Raw genomic sequence first — 6373 nt, forward strand, 5'->3', positions numbered from 1 at the left:
CCTCGAGGACGTCACCTCGACGCCAGGTGCGCGGGGCGGGGCGGGCGTCACGATGGGCGGCGGAGCCGGGTCGGGCGCGGGCTCGACGGCGGGGATCGCGGCTCCGCAGCCCGATAGGATGAGCGCGAGAACACAAAAAGAGGGTCGGAGACGGTCGGTCAGCATCAGTCGAGGCACTGTATAGGGCGGACTTGCACGGTACGCACGTGGAAACGTTACCAGTGTCAGCCGAAAGGCCCCAAATGGGGTTGCCATTCACTACGTGTGGTCTCCATATTGGCCGACCGCCGTCACGGACTCGTGGCGGACGAAACCGCTTCCGGCCCCTACTGCCTCCGGCCCGCCGATGCCCGTTGCCACTGCGCTTCGCACTGCCGTCTTCTCGTTCGTCTTGGCCTTCGGGCTCGCGGCGATCGCCCCCGCCTCCGCCCAATCGTCGGGCAAGATCTCCGGCCGCGTCACCGACGACAGCGGCCAGGGCGTCATCGGCGCCACGGTCTTTATCGTCGAGTCCTCGCGTGGCGCCACGACCGACATCGACGGGTACTACACCATCCTCGACGTCCGCGCCGGCACGTACACCGTCCGCGTGAGCTACATCGGCCTCGCGACCCAGGTGACGGAGAACGTCCAGGTCGCCATCGGCCAGACGACGAACCTCGACGCGACCCTCGTCTCGGCCACGAACGAGATCGAGGAGGTTATCGTCCGCGCTGAGCGCCCGCCGGTCGAGACCGACGTGTCGAACTCGAGGGCGAACATCGGGTCCGAGGAGATCGCGGCCCTGCCGGTCGCGTCCATCGAGGACGCGGTCCAGCTCCAGGCCGGCGTCCAGGACGGGTTCAACATCCGTGGCTCGGGCGCCGACGAGGTCGCGTTCCAGGTCAACGGCTTGACGCTGCGCGACGAGCGCAACAACTCGCCGTTCACCAACATCAGCCTCGCCTCCGTCGAGGAGGTCCAGGTCCAGACCGGCGGGTTCAACGCCGAGTACGGCAACGTCCGCTCCGGCGTCGTCAACGTGGTCACCAAGGAGGGCGACCCCAACCGCTACGAGGTCGACGTCCGCACGCGGTACAGCCCGCCGGCCCAGAAGAACTTCGGCGGGTTGGCCAGCGACCTCGACTCGTACTGGATCCGGCCCTACACCGACCCCGACGTCGCCTTCGTCGGGACGCTCTCCGGCCCGTGGTCCCAGGCCACACGGGATCAATTCCCCATCTTCGAGGGCTGGAACTCGATCTCGGCCGGGCTCCTGGCCGACGACGACCCGACCAACGACATGACGCCGCAGGCGTTGATGGACGCGTTCATGTTCCAGCACCGGAAGTCGTTCGAGATCACGACCCCCGACTACGAGGTCGACTTCGGCGTCGGCGGGCCGGTCCCCGGCGCCCAGCGCCTGGGCAACCTCCGTTTCTTCGGCTCCTTTCGACGCGAGGAAGACGTCTACCTCTTGCCGCTCCACACCGACGCCTACGACGAGCAGACGGCCCACCTCAAGCTGACCAGCGACGTGGGTCCGGGCATGAAACTCAGCGTCGAAGGCCGGGTCGGCACTCAAGCCGGAACCGCCTCGACTCGCTCTGGTGCTGTCGCGACGGGCCAGTCCAGCATCTTCCGCTCGGCGGGCTCGATCGCGAGCCAACTCAACAACGTGAGCTTTATCGAGAGCCGGATCTACTCGGGTGACTACTGGGGACCGTCGCAGACGACCTATGACCAGATCGGCGCCCAGTTTTCCCACGCACTCTCAGCGACGTCGGTCTACCAGATTCGGATGAACCGGTTCGAGTCGCGCTATGACACCAACCCAGGACCCCGCCGAGACTCCACGGTCGTCGCCTCGTTCGGCGGTGTCGGGTTCGACGAGTCCCCGTTCGGATGGCAGCCGTTCCCGTCCGAGGGCGTCAACGGGTTCCGCACCGGCGTCGGCATGTCGAACGCGCGCGACTCCTCGCAGGTAACGGTCTACAACGTCCAGGCCGACTACACGAACCAACTCACGCGGTTCGCCGAGGTCAAGACGGGACTGGAGTACAGCCTGACGCGGAGCCAGATCAACTACGCCCGCATCGACTCTTTCCTGACCTCCAGCAACGCGCGGACGGTCTGGGACGAGACGCCGATCCGCGCCGCCGGCTACGCCCAGACCAAGCTCGAGCTCGACGGGATGGTCGCCAACCTCGGCTTGCGTCTCGACTACTTCACGGCCGGCGGCGACTGGTACGACTACAACCTGTTTGACCCGGTCCTGGCCGGCATCCCACTGGACGAGGAGGGCAACGCGGCCGCTTCGCTCGACTCCCTCTTGACTACGAGCTCTGCGCGGAGCATCGTCACGCTGAGCCCGCGACTGGGCGTCTCGTTCCCGGTGACCGAGATGAGCAAGTTGTACTTCAACTACGGCCACTTCCGCTCGCTTCCAGATTCAGACCGGCTCTACGTCGTCCGCGCGTTCTCGGTGGGCGGACAGGTGACTCAGCTCGCGGACCCGAACAACCCGCTTCCGCGGACCATCGCCTATGAGCTCGGCTACGAGCAGTCGTTCGGCGGCGCGTTCTCAGCAAGGGTGGCCGGCTACTACAAGGACGTCTCGCTCGAACCACGTCTGGTCACGTACAACAGCCGCGACGGCCGGGTGAGCTATAACCGCTCCGAGCCCAACAGCTACTCCGACATCCGAGGCTTCGAGGTCACGTTCCAGAAGACGGCCGGCGAGTTCGTCCGTGGGTTCGTCAACTACACCTACGACGTCCGCCAGGGCGGCTACTTCGGGTTCGTCGACGTGTTCGAGAACTCGACGACGCAGCGAGAGCAGGAGGAGAGCGACGCTGTACGGCGCCGGGCCGCATTTCGCGCCGTACCCCGCCCGTTCGGCCGGTTCAATCTCGACCTGTTCACGCCGGCCGACTTCGGCCCGAGCCTCGGCGGTTTCCGCCCGCTCGCCGGATGGCGCACGTCACTCTTGGGCCGCTGGCAAGACGGCGGCCAGTTTACGTGGGGAGACAACGGCGTCGCCGCGCCGGGCGTGATCAACAACGTCGATATCCGAGACTCGTGGTCGTTCGACATGCGGTTCCAGCGGACGTTCGCCGTCGGCGGCCAGGCCGTTTCGTTCTTCGCCGACGTGTTCAACGTGTTCAACCGTCAGCAGATGGGGTTCGACCTTGGGGTTCCTCACGGTGCTATTGACGGCAACGACCGCAACGCCTACCTCGCGAGCCTGCACTTCCCCGAGGGCGACTACTCCAACATCCCAGGCACTGACGTGGTCGGTGACTACCGCCCGAACGGCATCGACTACCAGCCGCTCATCCCGATCCAAGCGCGCGGGACGTTGCCCAATCCCGACCTCGACACGATCTACTTCGAGCGCGAGACCGAGAGCTACATCGTCTTCCGTGACGGCGCCTGGGTCCCCGCCGACCAGGGCCGCGTCGACGAGGTCTTGGACACCAAGGCCTACATCGACATGCCGAACCAGGGGTACCTCAACTTCTTGAACCCCCGCGACATCTTCTTCGGCGTCCGCATCAGCTTGTAAGACTCGTCCTCGAGGACGGCACCGCGTAGCGCTGCACTCGCCCTCGAGGACGGACCCGCCCCCGCCGGCCGACTCCCGACTCATGCATCTTGCCTTACCTGCGCGGCCGACCGCGCGCCTGTCCGGCCTCGCTCTCCTCGTCCTGGCGTTCGCGCTGGCGCCGGGAGCCCACGCTCAGTTCCAGACCAAGTGGATCTCGGGCGGCTCGTTCCACAACTGGTACTCGTCCGCCGGCAGCGAGATCGAGGAGGGCCTGGTCCGCGAGCAGCAGTACGGCTGGCGCTGGCCCGGCGTCTACGACTTCTCGGACATGCAGGCCGCCAAAGGCCTGTGGATCGGGGCCAGGAACGTGACCGACGAGTTCGGGACGTCCTACCCCGTGCGCGTCGCCCACGTCGGCCCGCGCGTCCCCGGCGTCGGCGAGATGTTCCCGGTCCAGTTCGAGCTGGTGAGCAAGTACCCACTCACCGTCGTCACCGTCGACGGCGACCAGTCGTTCGCCTCGGCCGCGATGGTCGTCGACCGCGTGGACCCCGACATGGAGCCGGACTTTATGCTGATCAGCGAGGTCAACACGGTGTTGGGCATCACCATGCAACGCCGCGTGATGCAGTTCAGCCAGGAGTTCCACGACAACTACCACGTTATCGAGTACGTCCTGACGAACACGGGCAACACGGACGGCGACCCCGACATCGAGCTCCCGAACCAGACCCTCGAGGGCGTCATGGCCTACCTCCAGTACCGCCTGGCGGTGGCGGCGGAGACTCGGTTCGTGATCGGCAACCCGACGGGCTGGGGTAAGAACACGATGAACGACGCCCGCGGCGACGGGACCCGCCCGGATCCGGAGGGCGAGCAGTTCCGGGCCCAGTTCTCGTGGCACGGCCTGTTCCCCGGCCGCGAGGTCAGCTACGACAACTTGGGCGGCTCCATCCAGCGCGACGCGCTCAACGTTTCCCCCGCTGACACCTTGGGCCGTTTGGGCGCGAGCGCCTTCGCCGGCACCGTCACGCTCCACGCCGACGCCGGTCCAGGCGACGACTCTGATGATCCGTCGCAGCCGTCTACGACCAACTGGGTCGGCTCCGACGATCCGTTCCAGTCCAACAACGACCCGTTCAGCATTGGCCGGATGACGGTCGAGTACGGCGTCATGACGCAGGGCAACAAATCGCCCCGCCACGCGATCGCCGTCGAGCCCTCGGGCCTGCCGGGCTTCCTCAACCCAACGCGCGACCCGTCCGCAGCAGAAGGCCAGGCCAACTCCGGAGGGTACTCGTTCGGCAACGGCTACGGGCCGTACACCCTGGCTCCCGGCGAGAGCGTCCGGTTCGTCATCGCAGAGGGCAGCGCGGGCCTGAGCCGCGAGGCGAACGCTGCGATCGGCCGAGCCTTCCGCGACTCGGGCAACGACTCGAACGCTGGCCTGACCTACAACGGCGAGACCAAGACCAAGAACGAGTGGGTGTTCACCAGCCGCGACTCGCTCTTCCAGACGTTCAACCGAGCCCTCGCCAACTACGACGCCGACTTCGACATCCCGCAGCCACCCGCCCCACCCTTGACGTTCGACGTCGCTGGTGGCGGTGACCGCATCGTGCTGAACTGGGAGCCCAACATCAACGGCCCCCAGCCCGACCGGTGGGAAGTTTACCGGACGTCGACGAGCCGCGACAGCGCCTACACCTTGGTCGCCGAACTCGGCCCGAGCGAGACGACCTACGCCGACACCTCCCCGGTCCGTGGCGTCAACTACTTCTATTACATCCAGGCCGTCCTCGACGGGTCCATCAACGACGGCCGCGCCGATACGCCGGTCGGACGAGACCTGAGGAGTTCCCGCTACGCGACGCAGACCTACGACGGCGCGACCCTGAAGCGCCAGCAGGGCGAGGCTTTGGAGGACATCCGCGTCGTCCCGAACCCGTTCTACATCGGTGCCAGCCGAGGGTTGGGCGGCGATACCGCGTTGCGATTCCCGGACCGCAACGACAAGCTCGCGTTCTTCAACATTCCCGGTATCTGTCGGATCGACATCTACACCGAGCTCGGTGAGCTGGTCGACACCATCGAGCACACCGACGGGAGTGGCGACGAGTTCTGGGACCACACGACGTCCTCGAGGCAGGTCGTCGCGAGCGGCTTGTACATCGCCGTGATCACGGTCACCGAAGACGTCGTCGACCTCGAGTCCGGCGCCGTGCTCTTTCAAGCCGGCGAGCAGGCCACCCGCAAGTTCGTCATCGTCCGCTAAGCGCCCTCGAGGACGCCCCCCGCCCCAATACTTATGACGATGTCTACGCTCGCTCGGATCGCCGCGCTGGTCGTCCTCGCTGCCCCGGCCGTCTTGACGGCTCCCGCCGCGTCTGCCCAGCAGGTCGAAGACCGAGACAAGCTGGCCCAGTCCGGCATGAAGTTCCTCAGCGTCTCCGCTGACCCTCGGGCCTCCGCGCTCGGTGGGGCCGCGACAGCGTTGACAACGGGTGCAGGCGCCCTGTTTTATAACCCGGCCGGCCTCGCCCGTTCGGAAGGCGGCGCTGGCGTCTTCCTCGGCCAGACCGGGTGGATCGCGGACATCGACTACAACCACGGCGCCGTCGCGTTCGCCCCTGGTGGCGGCCGCTTTGGCACGTTTGGCGTCTCGGTCATGGCCGTCGACTACGGGGACCTTCAGGAGACCGTGTTCGACGCGAGCACCGAAGCCGGCTTCCGTGACTTGGGAACGTTCTCCCCGACCGCGTTCGCGATCGGCTTGGGCTACGCCCGAACCGTGACGGACCGGTTCTCAGTCGGCGGGCAGGCGAAGTACGTGACCCAGGACAT

Annotated in this window: 3 protein-coding genes; all 3 read left to right on the forward strand. The window is 66.6% G+C overall.

The genetic code is table 11. The annotated features are described in order from the left end of the window. Nucleotides 1-346: 346 nt before the first annotated feature. Nucleotides 347-3547, forward strand: coding sequence for a TonB-dependent receptor (locus WBA11_RS04835; protein WP_424519589.1), 3201 nt, complete (start codon nt 347-349; stop codon nt 3545-3547). Between the two features lie 82 nt (nt 3548-3629). Further along, nucleotides 3630-5804, forward strand: coding sequence for a hypothetical protein (locus tag WBA11_RS04840; RefSeq protein ID WP_424519590.1), 2175 nt, complete (start codon nt 3630-3632; stop codon nt 5802-5804). A gap of 39 nt (nt 5805-5843) precedes the next feature. Then, on the forward strand, nt 5844-6373 hold a 530-nt coding region (locus WBA11_RS04845), incomplete at its 3' end, for a PorV/PorQ family protein (protein WP_424519591.1).

The sequence above is a fragment of the Rubrivirga sp. genome (assembly GCF_049648075.1).
Classification (GTDB): domain Bacteria; phylum Bacteroidota; class Rhodothermia; order Rhodothermales; family Rubricoccaceae; genus Rubrivirga.